General features: G+C 73.1%; 17 protein-coding genes. 6 read left to right on the forward strand and 11 right to left on the reverse strand.

Features of this window, described 5'->3' with window-relative positions:
• Window positions 1-5 precede the first annotated feature (5 nt).
• The 6 genes from HK417_RS11910 to rpsF all read right to left on the reverse strand — a co-directional run bounded on the left by HK417_RS11910 (window position 6) and on the right by rpsF (window position 5,022).
• A complete protein-coding gene (locus HK417_RS11910) occupies window positions 6-413 on the reverse strand; it encodes a DUF7715 family protein (protein ID WP_222266653.1) in 408 nt (135 codons plus the stop codon).
• A 31-nt stretch (window positions 414-444) separates the two neighbouring features.
• On the reverse strand, window positions 445-2,991 hold the full coding sequence (dnaB, locus tag HK417_RS11915) for a replicative DNA helicase (RefSeq protein WP_222266655.1): 2,547 nt from the start codon (window positions 2,989-2,991) through the stop codon (window positions 445-447).
• Between the two features lie 528 nt (window positions 2,992-3,519).
• A complete protein-coding gene (gene rplI / locus HK417_RS11920; protein ID WP_222266657.1) occupies window positions 3,520-3,963 on the reverse strand; it encodes a 50S ribosomal protein L9 in 444 nt (147 codons plus the stop codon).
• A gap of 11 nt (window positions 3,964-3,974) precedes the next feature.
• Window positions 3,975-4,211, reverse strand: coding sequence for a 30S ribosomal protein S18 (gene rpsR / locus HK417_RS11925; RefSeq protein WP_089305905.1), 237 nt, complete (start codon window positions 4,209-4,211; stop codon window positions 3,975-3,977).
• Window positions 4,212-4,240: 29 nt separating this feature from the next.
• Window positions 4,241-4,732, reverse strand: a complete 492-nt coding sequence (locus HK417_RS11930; protein WP_222266659.1) for a single-stranded DNA-binding protein — start codon at window positions 4,730-4,732, stop codon at window positions 4,241-4,243.
• Window positions 4,733-4,734: 2 nt separating this feature from the next.
• A complete protein-coding gene (rpsF, locus tag HK417_RS11935; RefSeq protein WP_222266661.1) occupies window positions 4,735-5,022 on the reverse strand; it encodes a 30S ribosomal protein S6 in 288 nt (95 codons plus the stop codon).
• Between the two features lie 170 nt (window positions 5,023-5,192).
• Here rpsF and HK417_RS11940 point away from each other — a divergent pair, with 170 nt between their 5' ends.
• A complete protein-coding gene (locus HK417_RS11940) occupies window positions 5,193-6,023 on the forward strand; it encodes a deoxyribonuclease IV (RefSeq protein ID WP_222266663.1) in 831 nt (276 codons plus the stop codon).
• On the opposite strand, the gene HK417_RS11945 is transcribed toward HK417_RS11940, so the two are convergent.
• The 3 genes from HK417_RS11945 to HK417_RS11955 form a co-directional block, all read right to left on the reverse strand.
• Window positions 6,006-7,544: a glycosyltransferase family 87 protein gene (locus HK417_RS11945; protein WP_222266665.1), complete on the reverse strand. Its 1,539-nt coding sequence runs from the start codon at window positions 7,542-7,544 to the stop codon at window positions 6,006-6,008. The genes HK417_RS11940 and HK417_RS11945 overlap by 18 nt on opposite strands.
• Before the next feature lie 24 nt (window positions 7,545-7,568).
• A complete protein-coding gene (locus HK417_RS11950) occupies window positions 7,569-10,019 on the reverse strand; it encodes a transglycosylase domain-containing protein (protein WP_222266667.1) in 2,451 nt (816 codons plus the stop codon).
• Between the two features lie 135 nt (window positions 10,020-10,154).
• Window positions 10,155-10,568 (reverse strand): DUF5318 family protein, encoded by a 414-nt coding sequence (locus HK417_RS11955; protein ID WP_308123534.1) that lies wholly within the window; start codon window positions 10,566-10,568, stop codon window positions 10,155-10,157.
• 180 nt (window positions 10,569-10,748) lie between these two features.
• On the opposite strand from HK417_RS11955, the gene HK417_RS11960 reads away from it, so the two are divergent.
• A complete protein-coding gene (locus HK417_RS11960; protein ID WP_222266669.1) occupies window positions 10,749-11,360 on the forward strand; it encodes a PadR family transcriptional regulator in 612 nt (203 codons plus the stop codon).
• Between the two features lie 67 nt (window positions 11,361-11,427).
• Window positions 11,428-12,507 carry an inositol-3-phosphate synthase gene (locus HK417_RS11965; RefSeq protein WP_222266671.1) on the forward strand — a complete coding sequence of 360 codons (1,080 nt, stop codon included), beginning with the start codon at window positions 11,428-11,430 and terminating at the stop codon, window positions 12,505-12,507.
• Window positions 12,508-12,598: 91 nt separating this feature from the next.
• Here the strand turns inward: HK417_RS11965 and HK417_RS11970 are convergent, their stop codons facing one another.
• Window positions 12,599-13,378, reverse strand: coding sequence for a glycerophosphodiester phosphodiesterase (locus HK417_RS11970; RefSeq protein WP_222266673.1), 780 nt, complete (start codon window positions 13,376-13,378; stop codon window positions 12,599-12,601).
• A gap of 286 nt (window positions 13,379-13,664) precedes the next feature.
• Between HK417_RS11970 and HK417_RS11975 the strand changes: the two genes are divergently transcribed.
• From HK417_RS11975 to HK417_RS11985, 3 genes are read left to right on the forward strand one after another with little or no spacing between them, the layout of a single operon-like run.
• Complete coding sequence (locus tag HK417_RS11975; RefSeq protein ID WP_222266675.1) at window positions 13,665-14,657, forward strand: ATP-grasp domain-containing protein; 993 nt, start codon at window positions 13,665-13,667, stop codon at window positions 14,655-14,657.
• On the forward strand, window positions 14,654-15,472 hold the full coding sequence (locus tag HK417_RS11980) for an ATP-grasp domain-containing protein (RefSeq protein WP_222266677.1): 819 nt from the start codon (window positions 14,654-14,656) through the stop codon (window positions 15,470-15,472). The genes HK417_RS11975 and HK417_RS11980 overlap by 4 nt, the downstream gene beginning before the upstream one ends.
• Window positions 15,469-16,836, forward strand: a complete 1,368-nt coding sequence (locus HK417_RS11985) for a phosphotransferase (protein WP_222266678.1) — start codon at window positions 15,469-15,471, stop codon at window positions 16,834-16,836. Before HK417_RS11980 ends, HK417_RS11985 begins: the two co-directional genes overlap by 4 nt.
• Here the strand turns inward: HK417_RS11985 and HK417_RS11990 are convergent.
• Entirely contained in the window at window positions 16,820-20,395 is a 3,576-nt protein-coding gene (locus HK417_RS11990) for an Hsp70 family protein (protein ID WP_222266680.1), read from the reverse strand. The genes HK417_RS11985 and HK417_RS11990 overlap by 17 nt on opposite strands.
• Window position 20,396: the final 1 nt, after the last annotated feature.

Genomic DNA, 20,396 nt, shown 5'->3' on the forward strand with positions numbered 1-20,396 from the left:
TCAGGTCACCGGGGCCAGACGGCGGCGGTGCACGTGGTCCAGCCGCCGCCCGACGACCGTGCCGACCGGCCAGAACCCGGCGAAGTGCAGCACGTCGTGCACCGACTCCTCGAGGTGGTCGGCGAACACGTCGGCGCCAGCACGTCGGGCCCGAGACCGGCGGCCAGCAGGTGGGCCTCCACCGCCAGCTGGACGTCGGGCACCGTCAGCTCCAGGTCGCGCACCATGGCGCTGGTCGTGGCGCGCAACGAGTTGGTGCCGGTGAACGCCCGGCCGCAGCCACAGTCGCCGTCCGCCTCGCCGTCGTCGCAGCCGCACGACCAGCCCAGGACGACCAACTCGCCCTCGATCGCATGGCAGAAGTCACCGGGCCAGGTGCCCTGGGTCTCCCTCGTCGCCGTCAGCAGCTTCACGCCCGCAGCGTGACAGCGGGGTCCGACAGTTCTAGTTGGCCATGTCGACGAAGCGGCTGTAGTGACCCTGGAAGGCGACGGTGACGTTCGCCGTGGGGCCGTTGCGGTGCTTGACCAGCATGATGTCGGCCTCACCCGCCCGCGGGGACTCCTTCTCGTACATGTCCTCGCGGTGGATCATCATCACCATATCCGCGTCTTGTTCGATCGATCCGCTTTCGCGAAGGTCGGAGAGCATCGGCTTCTTGTCCTGACGCTGCTCGGAGCCACGGTTCAGCTGGCTCATCGCGATGACCGGGACCTCGAGCTCCTTGGCCAGCAGCTTGAGCGCACGGGAGAACTCCGAGACCTCCTGCTGGCGGCTCTCGACCCGCTTGCCCGAGGTCATCAGCTGCAGGTAGTCGATGACCACGAGCTTGAGGTCGTTGCGCTGCTTGAGCCGCCGGGCCTTGGCGCGGATCTCCATCATCGTCATGTTCGGTGAGTCGTCGATGTAGAGCGGGGCGTCGGCGATCTCGCCCATCCGCCGGGCCAGCTTCGACCAGTCCTCGTCCGACAGCGTTCCGGCGCGCATGTGGTGCAGCGGCACCTTCGCCTCCGCCGACAGCAGACGCATGGTGATCTCGTGCTTGCTCATCTCCAGCGAGAAGATGGCGGCCGGCTGCTGGTGGTGCACCGAGGCGTTGCGGGCGATGTCCAGACCGAGGGTCGAGTTGTGCGTCGGGATGAAGCTGCGTCCGGCCAGGAACAGGTGGTCCGCGGCGTCCACCTGGATGCAGCGGACCGGCACGCTGGCGATCGGTCGGACCTCGGTGATGAACCGGACGCCCCGGGCCGTGGACGTGCGGGCGCCCCGCTCCTTGTGGAGCAGCTTCTTCCGCTCGAGGCGGAAGACCTCGTCGTCCGTGGTGAAGGTCAGCACGTAGCAGGTGGACGATGCCTCGGACCGGCCCGCGACGCGCTTGCGGCTCATCCGGACCCGGTGCCCGAGGCTGGCGATCAGCTCGTGGGTGTCCTCCGCGAGCCGCTGGTTGGTGACGGCGAACTGGACGACGCCGTTCGGGGCCACGGTCCCGTCCGTGTCGAGCAGGCCGGCCAGCAGTGCCCGGCGCTGCGCCACCGACGCCCGCAGGTACGTCGCGGGGATGTGCTTGTCGCCCAGGACGCCCAGCGAGCGGAGGAGTCCCTGCACCGTGCCGTGGTCGGCCCGGCACGCCTGGCACTGGACCAGACCGGCCGAGGGTCCACCGCAGTCCGGGCACTGCGCGGTCTTCGAGGCGAACAGCTCTCCGCACATCGGGCACGCGCGTGCAGCCACGGCCTCCCCGGCCGGGAGCCGCATGGCGTACCGCTGGTGGGCCGAGGTGCGCTCGACGACCAACCCGTCCGCTTCCATGAACGCAGCGATCTCGGGGTCGGCACTGGTGAAGTGCGCCGAGGCCGATGTGCCGTCACCCAGCCAGACACCCAGCGCGTACGGCGGCAGAGGGAGCTCGGCCTGGGGCAGCTCCAAGGGCCGGGCGTTGGTGACCGAGTGGTTGAGCCAGGCGTCCTCGGTGGCGCACCGGAGGGTGCGGGCCAGCTCCTCGGTCGTGCGCACGGCGGCCGAGGTGCGCTGGTCGCGGTACCCGTGGTGGCCGGACCGGGCTGCCTGGGCGGACCTGCGGCTGGCCCCGTCGTCGGTCAGCCACTGGTGCTGTGCGTCCGCCACGATGACCGAGCCGTCGGAGAAGTGCACCTCGTAGCACGGCCGGTCGGTCATGACCTCCGTGGCGGCGACCACGCTGGTGGGTCGCCCGTCCGAGCCGATGACCTGGTCACCGACGGCGACCTCGCCCATCGTGGTCCAGCCGGTGGGAGTGGCGATCGGGGTGTCGAGAGCCAGCGCTTTGCCCACACCGGGGCGGGCGGCGATGACGATCATCTGACCGGCCTGCAGGCCGTTGGTGAGCTCGTCGAGGTCGCGGATGCCGGTGGGCACACCACGGGCGGTGCCGCCGCGGGAGGCGATGGCGTCCAGCTCGTCCATCGTCGGCTGCAGGATGTCCTCGAGGCGGGAGTAGTCCTCGCTCATCCGCTTCTCGGTGACGTCGTAGATGGCCTGCTGTGCCCGGTCGACGATGTCGTCGACGTCGCCCTTGCCGTCCGCCGCGCCGTAGCCGAGCTGGACCACCCGGGTGCCGGCCTCGACCAGCCGACGCAGCACGGCCTGCTCGGCCACGATCGCGGCGTAGTAGCCGGCGTTCGCCGCCGTCGGCGTGGAGGCGATCAGCGTGTGCAGGTAGACCGCGCCGCCCATCTTCGACAGCTGGTCGGTGCGGTTCAGCTCGGCGGCGACGGTGATCGCGTCGGCCGGCTCGCCGCGGCCGTAGAGGTCGAGGATGCAGTCGTAGACGATCTGGTGCGCGGGCCGGTAGAAGTCCGGGCCCTGCAGGACCTCCACGACGTCGGCGATCGCGTCCTTGGACATCAGCATGCCGCCCAGCACCGACTGCTCGGCAGCGACGTCCTGAGGGGGCTGGCGGTCGTACTCGGGCGCCGTCGTCCTCGGCCTGCTGATGTCGTCGACGACGGCCACGCTCGGTCCCCCGTTCCCGGCCCGCTGCAGGACCTGTCGCTGTGCTCGCTGCGCTGTTCACTTCTTTGCTACCGCCGGGCACTGACGATTCCGTGCCCGGCGGCGCTGGGGAGGACGGTAGGAACCGGGGAGGGGGTGCGTCCAACACCGCTGTGCACGCCGATCTGCACAACTTGTGGACAAGTCGGTGGACGGAGCCGGTCACCGTGTGGAGACCGCGGGGGACGCGTCCCCGTCGTCCCCCGGCAACCCGCCCGCCACCTGCGCACCCGCCCTGCCCAGGGTGTGGACGGGAGAAAGTCGGCGGATTTCCTGGGGCCGACACGCCCGGGCCCGTCGCGTCCTCCCCGCAGGTCACAGCGACCCCATGTCGACACCGGAGGTCCACCCGTGGGGGCTGGCGGGGGAGCCCTGCCAGGAACGCCGTGAGGGGCGCCGGACCGGAGTCCGGCGCCCCTCACGGGCAGTGCACGGCCCCTGCAGGACCCCGCCGCGAGCGTGCGAGCGGTGGGGGCAGGGGGTCCCCTGTCAGCCGGCGACGACGTCCAGGGTGACCGGGACGGCGACCTCCGGGTGGACCCGCACCGTGACGGTGTGGGTGCCCAGGCTCTTGATCGTCGGCAGGTCGATCCGGCGACGGTCGAGCTCGGGCCCACCGGCGGCGGTCACGGCGGAGGCGACGTCCGCGGTGGTGATGCGACCGAACAGGCGGCCGCCCCCACCGGAGCGGGCCGGGAGCGTGACCTTCAGCTTCGTGAGCTGAGCGGCCTGCGCCTGCGCCTCCTCGAGCGACTTCACCTCACGGGCGGTACGCGCCCGGCGCAGGCTCTCGACCTGCTTCTCGGCACCACGGGTGGCGACGATGGCCAGCCCGCGGGGCAGGAGGTAGTTGCGGCCGTAGCCGCCCTTGACCTCGACGGTGTCACCGGTGGAACCGAGACCGGTCACCTCGTGGGTCAGGATCAGCTTCATCGTGCTCATGATCAGCGCGCCGTGGAGGTGTAGGGCAGCAGGGCCATCTCGCGGCTGTTCTTCACGGCCACGGCGACGTCCCGCTGGTGCTGGCTGCAGTTGCCGCTGACGCGGCGGGCACGGATCTTGCCGCGGTCGGAGATGAACTTCCGCAGCAGGGTCGTGTCCTTGTAGTCGATGTAGGTCGCCTTGTCCTTGCAGAACTGGCAGACCTTCTTCTTGGGCTTGCGAACCGGGGGCTTGGGCACTGGGGTCTCCAGAGATCAGTACGGGGGGATCAGAAGGGCGGTTCGTCGGAGGACGCCGGCGGGGTGGACCAGGGGTCGCTCGCCCCGCCGCCGGAGAAGCCGCCGCCACCGCCGCCGCCACCACCACCGAACCCACCGCCGCCGCCACCCTCGCTGCGCGCAGCGCGGGTGACCTTGGCCGTGGCGTACCGGAGGCTGGGGCCGACCTCGTCGACCTCGAGCTCGACGACGGTGCGCTTCTCGCCTTCCTTCGTCTCGAACGAGCGCTGCTTCAGGCGCCCGGAGACGATGACCCGCGAACCGCGGGTGAGCGACTCGGCGACGTTCTCCGCCGCCTGCCGCCAGACGTTGCACCGCAGGAACAGCGCCTCGCCGTCCTTCCACTCCTGCGACTGACGGTCGAAGGTGCGGGGCGTCGAGGCGACGGTGAAGTTCGCGACGGCGGCGCCGGACGGCGTGAACCGCAGCTCCGGGTCGGCCGTCAGGTTCCCGATGACGGTGATGACGGTCTCGCCGGCCATGGTCAGTGGACCTCTGGCCGCATCAGCTTGGTGCGCAGCACGGACTCGTTGAGGTTCAGCTGCCGGTCCAGCTCGGCCACGGCGGCCGGCTCGGACTGGATGTCGACGATGGCGTAGATGCCCTCGACGTTCTTCTTGATCTCGTAGGACAGCCGACGGCGGCCCCAGATCTCGGTCTTCACGGTGCCGCCGGCGTTGGTGACGACGGACAGGAACCGGTCCAGGCTGGGAGCGATGGTCCGCTCCTCGAGCTCAGGGTCGAGGATGATCATCAGTTCGTAGTGACGCACGGAGAACCCCACCTCCTCTGGTCTCAGCGGCTGCAGCACATCTGCAGCAGGAGGGTCGTACACGCGTCGCGCGCCCGATCTGCCGCGGTGGACCCGCGAGCAGGAGGACGCGCACTGGACAGGCTACCAGCGCGGTGGACACCTCCCGCGGGCTGACTATCGTCGCGCGGGTGGCGGGGCAACAGGGAACAGCGCAGCTGGTCGGCGTCCACGTCGGACGGGGCCTGACCGAGGACGACGAACTGGCCGACGGCGGCCCGCTGGCCCGCGCGGCGGAGATGGACGCCGACGCCGTCCAGGTGTTCCTCGCCGACCCGCAGGGCTGGAAGGCGCCCAAGCCGCGGCCGGACGCCGAGGCGCTGCTCGCCGGCGAGGTCGGCGTCTTCGTGCACGCGCCGTACATCATCAACGTGGCCTCGACGAACAACCGGATCCGCATCCCGAGCCGCAAGCTGCTCGGTCAGCACGCGCAGGCCGCGGCAGCGATCGGCGCGCGCGGGATGGTGGTGCACGGCGGCCACGTGCTCGCCAAGGACGACCCGGCCGCCGGGTTCGACAACTGGCGCAAGACCTTCGCCCGGCAGGCCGACGAGGGTGGCTTCGGCATCCCCGTCCTGATCGAGAACACCGCCGGCGGGGAGAACGCGATGGCCCGGGAGCTCGCCGCGCTCGGGCGGCTGTGGGAGGCGGTCGGCGAGTTCGGCGCCGGGTTCGTGCTCGACACCTGCCACGCCTGGGCGGCCGGCTGGGACCTCACCCGGGTGGTCGACGACGTCCGGGCGGTCACCGGGCGGATCGACCTGGTGCACCTGAACAACAGCCGGGACCCGGCCGGCTCCGGCCGCGACCGGCACGCGCCGCTGTCCGACGGCGAGGTCCCGGTGGAGCTGCTGCTGGGCGTGGCCCGGGCCGCGGGTGCCCCCGTCCTCCTGGAGACCCCCGGCGACGCGGCCAGCCACGCGGGGGAGATCGAGCTGATCCGCTCAGCGCTCCGCAGCTGAGCGCAGCCGCCGGCCGTCCAGCCGCACCCGGTCAGGAGCGCCGTCCAGAACACCGCCGGCGGGGTCGTCGACGGCCGGCCAGCTGGTGCGCACCCGGTCGGTGTCGGGGTCCCAGACGTCCCGCACGACCAGCGCCATGAGGACGACGAGGGCGACGTCCCGCAGCACGACCGCGGTGTAGAACCACTCGACGTCCACGCCCCGGTTGTCCGCGCCGAGGTAGTACAGCAGCGTCAGCGCCCAGACCAGCGCCTCGGTGACCTGCCACAGCAGCAGCGAGCGCCAGCTCGGGCGGGCGAGCACGGCCAGCGGGAGCAGCCACAGCGCGTACTGCGGGCTGTACACCTTGTTCAGCAGCAGGAACGCCGCGACCAGCAGGAACGCCAGCTGGGGCACCCGCGGCCGCAGCGGCGCGGCCAGCGCGAGCCAGAGGACGCCGGCCGCGCACAGCAGCAGCACGACGGCGACCACCGCGTTCAGCTGCGCCGGCGACTCACCCTCGGCCGGCGGGCCGCCCAGGAACGTGCCCCCCGACAGCGCGATGAGCATCGCCCAGATCGACTCGGGGTTGGCCGGCCGGGTGCCGCTGAGCGTGAAGAACCGCAGCCAGCCCTCCGTGCCCAGGACGGCGACCGGGGCGTTGACGACCAGCCAGGCCACCCCGGCGGCGGACGCCGTCCTCAGCCAGGCGCCCAGCCGGCCCGCCCGCAGGCAGAGGGCGAACAGCACGCCCAGCACGATGACGGGGTAGAGCTTGGCGGCCACCGCGAGACCCAGCAGCACCCCGGCGAGGACCAGCCGGTGCCGCGCCCAGGCCCACAGGCCCAGGGTGGTCAGCGCGACCGCGAGCAGGTCCCAGTTGGTGAACGCGTGCACGAGCAGCACCGGCGACAGGGCGACCATCGCGGCGTCCCAGGGCCGCCGGCCGCTGAGCGCGAGCACGGCCCGGGTGACCAGCAGGGCCAGCGCCGACAGCAGCAGGCAGGTCACCACGTAGAAGGTCTGGACCGGAACGCCGTCCGGCAGCAGCCCGGAGCCGGTCGCCAGGCCGTCGTAGGACCGGGCGAGGACCGCGGCCAGCTGCATCAGCCCGCCGGTGAGCACGGGGTACTCCACGAGGGAGTCCAGGTAGGGCACCTGCCCGGTGTCCAGGCCGTGCAGGCCGAACAGCGGGACGGCGTCGTTGTAGCAGAAGTGGGTGTACTGCTTGGACCCCGACCAGTTGCCGTCCGCGCAGGGCTCCTGCTTGACCCACGCCAGGGTCAGCACCAGCACGGTGAACAGCAGGCACACCCGCAGCGGCGTCCAGAACAGCGCCCGGCCGGTCACCGCGTGCCGGCCCCACGGCCCGCCGACGGCCTCGCTGGCCTGCGCCGCGACCGGATCGGTCCAGGTCGGGACGACGCGGTCCGGCGGCGGCGGAGCGGCGACCTGGGGCAGCGCGCCGTGCCCCCGGAACGCCTCGGGCCCGCCCCCCGGCTGGTCGGCCGGGGCGGTCGGGCCCGAGGGTGTCGTGCTCACCCGGTCAGTGTGCCGGGGTCGGGATCAGCGGTTGGACGGCGGTGCGGGGGACGTCGTCGGCGGCCTGCCGATCGCCACGCTGGTCGTCGCGGGCACCGAGACCGACGGCGGCGGGACCCCCGGGACCTCGGTCGTCGGCTCCGGCGACCCGGTCTCCACCGGCGGCTCGCTGGTCGTGGGGGCCGGCGCCTCGCTGCTGGGCACCGGGGTCGCCTCCTGCGTGGTGGCAGGGGCCTGCGTCGTCGGCACCGAGACGCTCTCCCCGGTGTCACCCCGGATGAGCGCCTTGGCCGGCAGCGGCTCCTCCGGGGTGCCGGCCAGCACGGTGTCCATGTACTCCTGCCAGATGGCGCCCGGCAGGCCGGACCCGTAGATGATGCTGCCCGCGGCGTTCTCGATCGGCGCCGCACCCTGGGTGCCCATCCACACCGCCGTGGAGATCGACGGGGTGTAGCCGACCATCCAGGCGTCGGAGTTGTCCGACCGGTTGAGGCCCTGGGTACCGGTCTTGGAGGCGACCGGCCGGCCGCCGTCCAGCGACCGCTTGGAGTAGTCCGCGACGCCCTCCAGCGCGAAGGTGACGTCGTTGGCCGTCTCGGGGGAGATGACCTGCTCGGCCCCCGCGGTGCCGTCGACCGTGGTCAGCACCCCGCCCTCGCTGTCGGCGACCTGCGCGACGAAGTGCGCCGGGCGGTATGTCCCCCCGTTGGCGAAGGTGGCGAAGCCGACCGCCTGCTGGATCGGCCGCACCGCGTACTCACCGATCCCGATCGAGCCTCCGGTGGAGTCGGTGCCCGGGACGCTCAGCGTCTCGTGACCGGCCAGGGTCTCGGGCACGGTGGGGTCGTTCGGGTCCCAGACGTCCGGGATGCCGGCGGCCGCGCGCGCCAGCTGGGCCACCTCCTCGGGCCCGACCTCGAAGGCCAGCCCGTAGAAGGTGGTGTTCAGCGAGCGGGTGATCGCCTCCTTGAGCGTGCACGCCCCGCACTGCGCGTTGCCGGAGTTGACGACCGGCAGCCCCGGGCGGTCGGGGAACTCCTGCGGCGAGGTGCCGTCCCGCCGGGCGTTGACGCTGATGCCCTGCTCCAGGGCCGCGGCCAGCGTGTACGGCTTGAAGGACGAGCCCGGGGGCTTGAGCGCCTGCGCGTAGTCGGTGGTGTCCGCGGCCGGGTCGTCACTGGTCCGCTGGGCGTTGCCGAAGTAGGCCAGCACCCCGCCGGTCTTGGGGTCGATGGAGACCAGCGCCTGGCGCAGGGCCGGGTCCTCCCCGGTCATCACGTCGGTCACCGCGGCGACGGCGGCGTCCTGGTGGGCCTTGTCGACCGTGGTGGTGATCCGCAAGCCCTGCGTCTCCACGTCCTGGTAGCCGTGGTTCGGGCCCTCGAGCTCGGTGATCACCTGGTCGACGATCAGCCCCTCCGGGCCGCTCGGGACGCCGAGGCCGTTGCCCTCGTCCGGCAGCACCGCCGGGTACTGGGCCGCCGAGCGGGCGGCCGCGTCGTACCAGCCCTGCTCGACCATCGCGTCGAGCACCCGGCCCCAGCGGTCCTGGGCCTCCTCCGGGTTGTTCTGCGGGTCGTAGTAGCTCGGGCTGCGCACCAGGACGGCGAGCACCGCGGCCTGCTCGGCGGTGAGCTGCGCGGCCGGGACGCCGAAGTAGGTCTCCGCGGCGGCCTCGATGCCGTACGCGCCGCGGCCGTAGTAGATGGTGTTCAGGTAGCTCTCGAGAATCTCGTCCTTGGTGTACTGGTTGTCCAGCTTGACCGCGAGGAACAGCTCCTTGAACTTGCGGCTGAACGTCTGGTCGGAGTTCAGGAACGCGTTCTTCACGTACTGCTGGGTGATGGTCGAGCCACCCTGGGTGGAGCCGCCGGTGAGGTTGTTCCACGCGGCCCGGACGATGCCGGTGAAGGAGATGCCCGGGTCGTTGTAGAAGTTCCGGTTCTCCGCGGCGAGGATCGCGTTGCGGGCCGGCTCGGAGACCTCGGCCAGCGGGACGTTGATCCGGTTCTCCGGGCCCAGCCGGGCCATCTCGGTGACGCCGTCGGAGTAGTAGAGGATCGTCGTCTGCTTGCTCTGCACCGACTCGGGGGTCGGCACCTCGGTGGAGGCGTAGGTGACGCCGACGAAGACGCCCAGCAGCACCAGCATGCTGACCACCAGCCCGGCGAGGATCTTCAGCCAGCGACGGCGCCGCTGCCTGCCCGTGGGCTTGCGCTTGCCGCCCCCGGAGCCCCCGGTCGGCCGGCTGCCCGGAGGGCGGCCGCCCGGGGGACGGCCACCGCCCGACGACCCGCCGGGACGGCCGCCTCCGGAGCGGCCGGCAGGGGTGCGCCCGCGGGAGGCGGGGGCGCCGCCGCGGGCCGGGGTGCGGCCACGGCCGGGCGTTCCGCCGGTGGAGCGGGCGGCCGGCGGAGGACGGCGCACCGAGCCCGAGCCGGACCCGAGGCGGGAGGTCTCGTCGTGGGGAGGCACGCGGTGGGCCCCTTTCCTGCAGGTCGGAGGTGGTCCGGCGAGCCGGGGACCACCCGGTGTGGCGTCTTCACTGTGCGCCCGCCCCCAGGGCAGGCGTCAGCCCGGTCCGGCGTGCAGGCCGGGCCGGGCGCGGGTCTACTCGGTCGCCGCCCGGCGGCGGGTCCGGCGTGGTGCGCGTCCCGGCACCGGTTCGGCGCCCAGGACGTAGGAGAGGACGAGGTGGTTCCAGCCGCAGCCGCGGCAGACCTCGACGGTGTACACGGAGAACTCGTCCTGCGCGGCGTCCATCCGGGCCAGCTCGGCCTGGCTCTTCGCCTGCCCGGACACCGCGCCCAGCCCGTCGCCGTAGACGTAGCTGACCTGGGTCAGCCGCTCCCGACGGCAGAGCGGACAGGGCGTGTCGGTGGGTTCCCCGTGGTACTTCGCGGCCCGGGACAGGTACGGGCTCGCGTCGCAGACCTCGAAGAGCCCGGCCCGCCCCGTGCGCACGTCGGCGAGGAGCGCGCGCCGCTGGAGCGCGTAGTCCACCACCGACCGTCGTCCGGGCACGGCGCCAAATGTACGCACTGGCGCGCTGGTGATGGCCTCCTTCCGATGTCGACACGTCGCCCGTCGGCGTCGGCGGCCGCGCGTCAGCGGTTGCGCGTGCCGTGACGTCCGGATGTATCGTCCCGATACATCGAGCCGGTGGACGGCGGAGGGCGCGACGGCCGGACGAGGGGGTGGCGGGTGCTCGAGTTCGCCATCCTCGGTCTGCTCCAGCAGTCGCCCATGCACGGCTACGAGCTGCGCAAGGAGCTCGCCGCGGTCCTCGGCGGACGGCGCAGCATCTCCTACGGGTCGCTCTACCCGGCCCTCAAGCGGCTGGCCGGCGCCGGGCTCATCGCCAGCGACGAGCCCACCCCGCGCTCCCTGCTCCCCGCGGACGCCCCACCGCTGACCGGCCGGCGCGGCAAGGTCGTCTACACGATCACCGCCGAGGGAAAGGAGCGGTTCGCCGAGCTGGTCAGCGAGGCGGGCCCGGAGGCCTACGACGACGAGGGCCGCTTCGGCGTCCACCTGGCCTTCTTCCGGCACACGGCGGCCGACGTCCGGCTGCGCATCCTGGAGGGCCGCCGCCGCACCGTCGAGCGCCAGCGCGACCGGCTGCTGGAGTCGCTGCGGCGCACCCAGGCCCGGCTGGACCGCTACACCCTCGAGCTCCAGCGCCACGGGCTGGACTCCGTCGACCGCGAGGTGCGCTGGCTCACCGAGCTGATCGACAGCGAGCGCACCCACCCCGGGGACGCGCCCCCGCAGGCCGCACCACCCACCGCACCACCGAGTGACCGCACCACCTGATCAGCACCACCCACTGGGATCCACACACGTCGTCCGGGCCGCGCGGTCCGGCGGAGGGAGGCAGTCCATGACAGAGGTCAAGGTCGCCATCGTCGGCGTCGGCAACTGTGCCGCGTCGCTCGTGCAGGGCGTCGAGTACTACAAGGACGCCGATGAGACCGCCTCGGTCCCCGGCCTGATGCACGTCCGGTTCGGTGACTACCACGTCTCCGACATCCGGTTCGTCGCCGCGTTCGACGTGGACGCCAAGAAGGTCGGCCGCGACCTGTCCGAGGCCATCGTCGCCAGCGAGAACAACACCATCACCATCACCGACGTCCCCCCGCTCGGGATCACCGTGCAGCGCGGGGTCACCCTCGACGGCCTGGGCAGGTACTACCGGGAGACCATCGAGGAATCCGACGAACAGCCCGTCGACGTCGTCGCCGCGCTGCGCGCCTCCCGCGCCGACGTGCTCGTCTGCTACCTCCCCGTCGGCTCCCAGCAGGCCGCCGAGTTCTACGCCCAGGCCGCCCTCGACGCCGGCGTCGCCTTCGTCAACGCCCTGCCGGTCTTCATCGCCGGCACCCCCGCATGGGCCGCCAAGTTCACCGCCGCCGGCATCCCCATCGTCGGCGACGACATCAAGAGCCAGGTCGGCGCCACCATCACCCACCGCGTGCTGGCCAAGCTCTTCGAAGACCGCGGCGTCCAGCTCGACCGCACCATGCAGCTCAACGTCGGCGGCAACATGGACTTCAAGAACATGCTCGAGCGCGAACGCCTGGAGTCCAAGAAGATCTCCAAGACCCAGTCGGTCACCAGCCAGGTCGACCGCGACATGGGCACCGGCAACGTGCACATCGGACCCTCGGACCACGTGCCCTGGCTGTCGGACCGCAAGTGGGCCTACGTCCGCCTCGAGGGCCGCGCCTTCGGCGACGTGCCGCTGAGCCTGGAGTACAAGCTCGAGGTCTGGGACTCCCCCAACTCCGCCGGGATCATCATCGACGCCGTCCGCGCCGCCAAGATCGCCCTCGACCGCGGCATCGGCGGACCGATCCTGTCCGCCTCCTCGTATTTCATGAAGAGCCCGCCCGTCCAGTACGACGACAGCACCGCCCGCGACGCCGTCGAGGCCTTCATCCGAGGAGACATCGAGCGGTAAGCAGAAGGCTGTCGCCGAGCCGCCCCCGCCTCCTCGCGTTGCACGTGAAACGGAAGCACGTGAAACGGAGAGGAGGCGGGGGCGAGCTGCCTCAGGCCGCGATCAGCTCCGGCAGGACGACGCGGTCCAGCTCGCTCCACGCGGTCAGGACGTCGTCGGTGATCACGGCGTCGGCGCCCAGCTCGGCCACCCACTGCAGAGCCGGCCGGCGGTTGACCGTCCACAGCGCGACCGCCATGCCCAGCGAGTGGGCCCGCTCCACGACCTGCGGCAGGCGCCGGACACCGACCAGCGGCAGGTGCACCTCGTCGTGCCCGCCCTCGGCGGCGCGCCGCACGACGTCCTCGACGGAGTCCGTCTTGTCGCCCAGCAGCGCGGTGCGCACCGGCAGGTCGGCGCAGGCCGCGCGGATCGCCGCGAGCAGGACCGGGTCGAAGGACGAGACGGTGATCGCGGCGCTGCCGGCCGCGGTGCGCAGCACCTCGGCGAGCGCGTGCGCGGTGCGCGCGGCGAGGTCGGCGCCGGCCACCGGCTTGGCCTCCACGACCACCCGGGTGCCGCTGAACCGCTGAGCGGCCGCCAGCACCTCGGCCAGCGTCGCGATCGACGCGCGCCCGGCGGCGTCGAGCCGGTCGATCGGGTCGTGGGAGCAGACCAGCGTGCCCTCGGCGGTGAGCCGCACGTCGATCTCGACGCCGTCCGCACCCTGCAGCAGGGCCTCGGTCACCGCCGCCGCCGAGTTCTCCGGCCGGCCCGGGGCCGGGGAGCCGCGGTGGGCGAGCACCCGGACCCGGTCGCCCTCCGACCCCGACAGCAGGGTGTCGTCGAGCTCGGCGGCCACCTGCCGGCCGAAGCCGTTGCTCTGGTCCATGGTCGCCTCGTCTGCGTCGCGGGGTGGATCCGTCAGGAAGAGGATCGGCCGCGGCAGGGTGATACCGGCAGGCACCGCAGGGGTGGTCGGGCACCGCACGGGGTGTCGTCCTGACCCACCTTGGTGGGCCCCGCACCGGGTCGTCCGACGCCGTCCACCTAGGTGGCGGATGTGCACACCCTGAGCGGCCGCATCCCAGCCCTGGGGGCCTGTGCAGCCGCCCTCGCCGGGTCCAGAGTGGTGTCAGGCCGAGAGCCGGCCGCGACCCGAGGGGTGGCACACCGAGATGACCAGCTCGTCCAGCTCCAGCGAGACCCGCTCCAGTACGAAACAGATCGACGTCAACGCGATCCGGGAGTTCGGCGAGGTCCTGCTGACCTCCCCTGTGCGGCTGTGCTTCATCGTCGAGGCGAAGTACGAGAACGACGTGATGCCCGGCGCGGTCGTGGACGTGCTGCGCTCCTGCGGACACCACGTCGACGTGCTGCGGCCGAACGGCACCGTGACCGACCTGTGGGAGCTGCTGCCCACCGATGCGGCGCGGTACGACGCGTTCGTGCTGAAGACGGTCTCCTCCGGCCCCGGCCTCAGCCTGCTCGACGCCGCCGGAGCCGCGGGCGTCACCACGGTCAACGACTACCGCGCCATCCGCCTGGCCCGGGACAAGGCCGTCGCCGCCGTCCGTGCCCGGGCCGCCGGCATCCCCTTCCCGAAGACCTGGTTCGCGCACAAGTCCACCCTGCTCGAGCAGATCCCGGCGGACGCCTACCCCCTGGTCGTGAAGCCCAACAACGGCAGCGCGCTGCGGGACGTGTACCGGGTGGACAGCCCGGCCGAGCTGGCGCGGCTCGACATCGACGACAGCGGCAGCCTGCTGGCCCAGCCCTACCTGCCCAACCCCGGCTACGACGTCAAGCTGTACAACACCGGCGACGAGGTGTTCGCCACCGTGAAGCGCTCACCGCTGCACCCGGGCGCGCACGTCGTCGAGGAGCAGATCCCGGTCACCCCCGAGCTGCGGAGCCTGGCCCGCGCCGTCGGCCGGGTGTTCGGGCTCGACATCTACGGGATCGACGTCGTCGAGACCGCCAATGGCTGGGTCGTCCTCGACGTCAACGACTTCCCCAGCTTCGGCAACGTCCCGCAGGCCGCCTGGCGGCTGGCCCGCACCGTGCTGCGGGTGACCCGGCGCCAGGCCGCCGCCCGCGCCTCTGCCAAGGCCGCCTCGCCCACCGTCTACCGCCCGGTCCTCTCCACCGTCGCGGAGCCCCGGGCATGAGGATCCACCTGCTCGCCGAGGCCGCGCCCAACCCGGTCCTCACCGCGGTCATGGCCGAGCTGGCCCACCACCACGACGTCGCCGTCCACGACACCACGACCCTGCCCGAGGGCTACGGCGAGGGGCCCGGCCTGCAGCCGCCGCCGGACGTCGTCCTGCTGAAGTCCCGAACCCCGGAGGCCCGGCGGGTGGCGACGACGGCGGAGCGCGCCGGCAGCCTGGTCGTGAACCCCCCGGCCGCGACCACCGCGGCGCTGGACCGCGCCGCGACGGCGGAGGCCCTGGACCGCGAGGGGGTCCCCGCCCCGCGGTCGTGGTCCGTCCCCGCCCTGCGTGACCTGGCCGGCGCGGACCTGTCGTGGCCGCTGGTCGTCAAGAGCCGGACCAGCTCCCGCCGCGACCTCGTGCGCCTGGTGGCCGACCCGGCCGAGCTCGCCGACCTGCTGCCCGAGTGGGGCGACGAGCCGGTCGTCGCCCAGGAGTTCGCCACCAACGACGGCTTCGACATCAAGCTGTGGGTGATCGGCGAGGACATGTCCGCGGCCCGGCGGCGCAGCGCCCTGGAGTCCGTCGACAAGAGCGCCGACGAGCGGCTGGACCCGGCCGAGCTCCCGGCGGACTGGATCGAGACGGCCCGGGGCGCCGGAGCCGCCCTGGGCCTGCAGCTGTACGGCGTCGACCTGCTCATCACCGGCGGCCGGCCGGTGGTGGTGGACGTCAACCCCTTCCCCGGGTTCCGCGGCGCCCGCGAGCCCGCGCAGTCCCTGCTCCGCTTCCTGTCCACCCTGGAGACCACGAGGACGGTGACGGCATGAGCACGCCGACCGCACCGGCACGACCGAACGTGACCCTCGCGACCGAGGCGCTCGACCACCACCTCGCCGGGCAGGACACCGACCGACCCCGCCCGCCGCTGCGGTACCTGCGCCGCAAGCCCGGACGGGGGCTCGTCGCCGTCTTCGGCCCGGACCAGCGGGGCCAGATCTTCACGGTCACCGTCGACGAGCAGTCCCTCCTCGGAACGGCCGACGGCGCCGCGGCCACCGGCCCCACCGTCCAGCAGTTCCCGGTCGACCCGAAGCTGCCGCACCTGGACACCGTCATGGCGCCCGCCGGGCACGGTGCCCTGGCGAGCGCGCTCGAGTCGACCGCGCGGCGGTTCTCCGACGTGCCCCCGGACCTCTCGCTGCTCGACGTCGTGGCCGAGCCCGTGCGCTACAAGCCCGGGGACCGGTGCGTGCTCCGCTACCGGCTGCTCTTCGGGAACGCGTCCGCCGAGGGGGGAGCGGCCGGCACGCGGACCTGCACCCTCGTGGCCAAGCTGTACCGGGAGCCGGAGGAGGCTCAGGCCGCCGACGACCTCCTGTCCCGGCTGCGCACCCAGGCGGCGGTCGGCTGGACCGCGGCGCCCCTCGGCGTGGTGCCGGGGCTGCCGCTGGCGCTGACCGAGGACCTCGGGAGCAGCCGCGACCCGGTGCCGGCGCTCTCCGGACTCGACGTCGTGCACCCCGGTTCCGCGGACGCCCTCGAGGTGGTCCGCGCGGCCGCCCGGGCCCTCGCGGAGCTGCACACCAGCGGCCTGGACACCGCCGGTCTCAGCCGGCGCACGGGAGCCGAGGAGGCGGGGAAGGCGGTCAAGCGGGCCCGGCTGCTGGAGCAGTACGTGCCCGAGCTGACCCCGGAGGTCCGCCGGGTGACCAGCGCGCTGTGCAGCGCCCTGGAGGGGCTGCCGACCGACATGCTCCGGCCCGGGCACGGCAGCTACAAGTCCAGCCAGCTGATGGTCCGGGACGGCGCGGTGTTCCTCGTGGACTTCGACCAGTTCTGCCTCGCCGATCCCGCCCTCGACGTCGGCTACTTCCTCGCCTACCTGCGGCCCGCCGGGCTCTGGTACCGCCGGGCCGGGCGGCGGGCGTGGTTCGAGGCGGCCGCCGAGGCCTTCCTCACGGCGTACCTGTCCCGCCTCGCCGAGCGGGGCGAGTCGGCAGGGACCTGCGCGGGCATCGCCGGCCGCGCCCACGTGTTCGAGGCCGCGTTGCTGCTGAAGATCGCCGCCCGCCGGGCCAACCGCCTGCACAGCCCGCGGGCCGGCGAGGTCGCCGCGGTGCTCGACGAGGTGTCCCGGTCACTCGCCCTCGCCGAGCGTTCCGCGCAGCCCCGCCTCAGCCCGACAGGTTGAGCACGGTGAGCGTGCCGTCCCGGAGGTTGCTGACGTAGCCCCTGCTGCCGTCGGGCAGGATCGCCATGGACGTGGGTGAGGCGCCGGTGGGGATGGTCGCCGTGACCGTGAAGGTGTCGGCGTCGATGACCGAGACGCTGTTGTCCTCGTTGTTCGTGATGTAGGCGAACCGGCCGTCGGCGGACCACTCGGCGTGCTGCGGGAACGCGCCCACCGGGATCGTCTCGGTCAGCGTGTTGGTGTCCGTGTCGATCACCGACGCCGAGTCGGCGTCGTAGGTCGCGACGATGAACAACGGCCGGGTCGGGTGCACCGCGATGCTGTGCGGGCTCGTCGGCGTCGGGATCGTCGTGAGGACCGTGTTGGTCGCGGTGTCGATGACCGAGACGAGGTTCGAGTCGTGGTTGGCGGTGTAGGCCCGCGACCCGTCCTGGGAGAAGGCGACCGAGTGCGGGTTGGGCGCCACCTCGATGTTCACGGTCAGCGTGTCCGTGGCGGTGTCGATCACCGACACGTTGTCGGTGTCGTGGTTGGGCACGTAGATCGACTTCCCGTCGGGGGACACCGCCGCGAGGAACGGGCGGGTGTCCACGGGGATGGTCTCGACGACCGCGTTCGTCGTCGTGTCCAGCACGCTGACCGCCGCGATGGTCCGGGCGTCGTCCCACACGCTCACGTACGCCCGCCGCCCGTCCGGGCTGAAGGCGATGAACTGGGGCGGGCCGGCGCTGATCGGGATGGTGGCGGTCACCTGGTCCACGGCCGTGTCGACGACGGTGACCACGCCGGCGTCCCGGTTGGCGACGTAGAGCTGCCGGCCGCTCGGGGCGGCGACGACGAAGCCCGGGGTCTCCCCGACGTCGATGGTCGCCCCGATCGACGGGATCGGGACCGCCGGCGCCGTCGTGGCCGGCGCCGCTGCGGACGGCGAGGGCGCCGGCGAGGACGTCTGCGCCTGGCCCCCCGTCTGCTGACCGTCCGGCCGCAGGACGACGTAGCCGACCACGCTGCCGATGACCAGCAGCAGCACGAGCCCCACGATGAGCTGCACCGGCCGGCGCCTCAGCGCGGCGGCCCGGCCCGGCCCTCCCCGGCCCGGCGGCGGCGGGGCGGCGTCGCCGGAGGGCTCGCCGCTGCGCGGCTCGGGCACCGGGCCCGGCGGTTCCGCGCCCGACCCGGGCGGTTCCGCGCCCGAACCCGCCGGCCGGACGGCGGAACCCGCTGCGGGCGGGGTGCCGGCCGGACCCGATCCGTCCGGCGGGGCGACGGGACCCGATCCGTCCGGCCGGACGGCGGAGCTCGACCCGGCCGCTCCGGCGGCGGAACGCGATCCGTCCGGCCGGACGGCGGAGCCCGATCCGGCCGGGGCGACGAGGGAGCCCGACCCCCGCGACGCGATCCCCGGCGGCGGGCGCCACGCCTCCGTGTGCACCGACTGCGCCGGGCGGTAGAGGTTGCCGACCACGGACTCCTGCCCCGTCCGCCCGGCGTCCACGCCGGTCAGGAGCATGGCGGGCACCTTCTTCCGGCGGGCCTCCGCGAGCACGGCGGCGCCGAGGGCCACCACGTGCTTGGGATGGGTGCCCACCACCGTGGGCCGGCCGAAGGCCTCGGACACCATCTGGGCGACCAGCGGGATCCGGGAGGAGCCGCCGACCAGGAGCACCGCCGACAGCTGGCTGCGCGGGATCTGGGCCGCACGCAGCACCCGGTCGAGGGTGCCGATCGTCGACTCGATCGGTGCCCGGATCATGCCCTCCAGCTCACTCCGGGTGAGGGTGACCTCGAAGTGCCGGTGCGGCAGGAACACCGGGATGGTCGCCTCGAGGTCGACCGACAGCGCCTCCTTGGCCAGGGTGCAGTCCTGGCGCAGCCGGGCGAGGGCCATGACGGTCTTCGGGTCGCTCATGTCCAGCTCGGTCAGCGCCCCGCCGGCGACGTAGTTGACGTGGCCGAGGACGGCCTCGTCGAAGTCGGTCCCCCCGAGCCGCTCGATGCCCTCGGGGGTCCCGACGATCTCGAAGCCGTGCGCCGTGCGGCGGAGGACCGTCGCGTCGAAGGTGCCGCCGCCGAGGTCGTAGACGGCGATGGCCTCACCCTCGCCGAGGGGACGGGTGGTGGCGTAGTGCGTGGCCGCCGCCTCGGGCTCGGTGGTGTACAGCGGCTCGGTCAGCCCCGCGGACCGGGCCACGTCCTGGAACAGCTCCCGGCGGATGGGTCCCCAGTTGGCCGGGTGGGTGAGCGCGACGACGTCCGGCGCGGCGCCCTGGCGCTCGGTCACCCGGCCGAGCACGTCCTGCAGCAGCACGCCGAGCAGGTCAGGGACCGCGTACGGCGTACCGCCGAGCATCACCGGGGTGGGGTTGCCCAGGTGCCGCTTGACGTCCCGCGCCACCCGGTCGGGGGCGCTCACCGCCCGCCGGGCGGCGGCCTCACCCGTCACCAGCCGCCCGTCGTCCCGGACGTAGACGGCGGCCGGCGCGACCGTCGAGCCGTCTCCGAGCGCGAACATCTCGAGCCCGGCTTCGCCGGCCACCGCGGCGGCGATGAAGGCCGTCCCGAGGTCGATCGCGAGGCTGTAGCCCGCCACCGCGCCCGGCCCGTGCGGGGAGTCCCCGACGACCGTCATCCGTCTGCTGTCGTCGGTTGACGGGCGGGGGACGGGGTGCCCGGACGCCGGCATGCCGAGGGCCTGCTCGAGGTCGTGCACCAGCTCCTCGCACGACTCGTACCGGTCCCCGGGGTCCTTGGCCATCGCGCGGGCCACCACCGCGTTGACCGCCGCGGGGATCCCCGGCTGCGCCGCCGTGACCGGTGGCGGCGGCTCGACCAGGTGCGCCCACAGCAGCGCCGCGTCGTCGTCCCGGCGGAAGGGCAGCTGCCCGGTCAGGCACTCGTAGAGCACGCAGCCCAGCGCGTAGATGTCCGTCCCCGGGCCCACCGGCCGGCCCTGGATCTGCTCCGGGGAGACGTAGTCGACCGTGCCCAGGAAGTGCCCGGTCCCGGTCAGCCCGCTGGACAGCCCGGCGGTGCGCTTGGTCAGGCCGAAGTCGGTGAGGTAGACGTGGTCGCCGAGGGTGGACCGCGTGCGCTGGGTCTGCTGCGGGCGCTCCCGGGGGGCGGTGACGAGGATGTTGCCCGGCTTGACGTCCCGGTGCACCAGCCCGGCCCGGTGCGCCGTGTCCAACGCGTCCCCGACCTGGCGCATCAGCGCCAGCGTCCGGCCCACCGGGAGGTGGCCGCCCTCCTCGGCCAGCACGCCCTTCAGGTCGCTGCCGACGACGTAGCGCATCGCGATGAACAGCTGCCCGTCGGCCTCGCCGGCCTCGAAGATCGGCACGATGTTCGGGTGGTCCAGCGACGCGGCCAGCCGGGACTCCCGGATGAACCGCTGCCGGAACTGCTCGTTGTCCGCCAGCTGCGGGGTCAGCAGCTTCAACGCGACCTTGCGGCCCAGCCGCATGTCCTCCGCGCGGTAGACCACCGCCATGCCGCCGCGACCGATCATGGACTCGATCCGGTAGCCGGCGATCTCGGTACCTGGCTGCTGCTCCGTCATG

The sequence above is a fragment of the Modestobacter marinus genome (assembly GCF_019799945.1).
GTDB lineage: Bacteria > Actinomycetota > Actinomycetes > Mycobacteriales > Geodermatophilaceae > Modestobacter > Modestobacter marinus_B.

Excerpts from the sequence above, each read along its gene's own strand:
- rplI (WP_222266657.1), bottom strand. The coding sequence starts at position 3,963 with ATGAAGCTGATCCTGACCCACGAGGTGACCGGTCTCGGTTCCACCGGT.
- HK417_RS11930 (WP_222266659.1), bottom strand. The coding sequence starts at position 4,732 with ATGGCCGGCGAGACCGTCATCACCGTCATCGGGAACCTGACGGCCGAC.
- HK417_RS11965 (WP_222266671.1), top strand. The coding sequence starts at position 11,428 with ATGACAGAGGTCAAGGTCGCCATCGTCGGCGTCGGCAACTGTGCCGCG.
- HK417_RS11970 (WP_222266673.1), bottom strand. The coding sequence starts at position 13,378 with ATGGACCAGAGCAACGGCTTCGGCCGGCAGGTGGCCGCCGAGCTCGAC.
- HK417_RS11975 (WP_222266675.1), top strand. The coding sequence starts at position 13,665 with ATGACCAGCTCGTCCAGCTCCAGCGAGACCCGCTCCAGTACGAAACAG.
- HK417_RS11980 (WP_222266677.1), top strand. The coding sequence starts at position 14,654 with ATGAGGATCCACCTGCTCGCCGAGGCCGCGCCCAACCCGGTCCTCACC.
- HK417_RS11985 (WP_222266678.1), top strand. The coding sequence starts at position 15,469 with ATGAGCACGCCGACCGCACCGGCACGACCGAACGTGACCCTCGCGACC.
- HK417_RS11990 (WP_222266680.1), bottom strand. The coding sequence starts at position 20,395 with ATGACGGAGCAGCAGCCAGGTACCGAGATCGCCGGCTACCGGATCGAG.